1 pseudogene is annotated in these 247 nt (G+C 28.7%); it reads left to right on the top strand.

Features of this window, described 5'->3' with window-relative positions:
• Positions 1 to 25: 25 nt before the first annotated feature.
• Positions 26 to 247, top strand: a pseudogene (locus PF021_RS08575) (prohibitin family protein); the annotation flags it as partial.

Here is a 247-nt window from a genome sequence, read left to right as displayed (position 1 = left end):
AACTTATATTTAACAAAGGAACTAAATGCCAGCTGATTTGAATGATTATTTTAACAAAAAAAACAATCAAAACAACAATAAGCAAAATTTAAATTTCAAAGCTCCTGAATTTAACTTCAAAGGTTTTGGAAAATTTTCTCCATTAATTTATAGTGCGATTGCGATTATTTTAGTTTTTGCGCTTTTTAAGCCTTTTGCAATAGTTAATTCAGGGGAAATGGGGATCAAGTCTACCACAGGTAAATAC

The organism is Helicobacter ibis (assembly GCF_027859255.1).
GTDB classification, from domain to species: domain Bacteria; phylum Campylobacterota; class Campylobacteria; order Campylobacterales; family Helicobacteraceae; genus Helicobacter_D; species Helicobacter_D ibis.
This window is presented reverse-complemented; position numbering and strand designations above follow the sequence as displayed.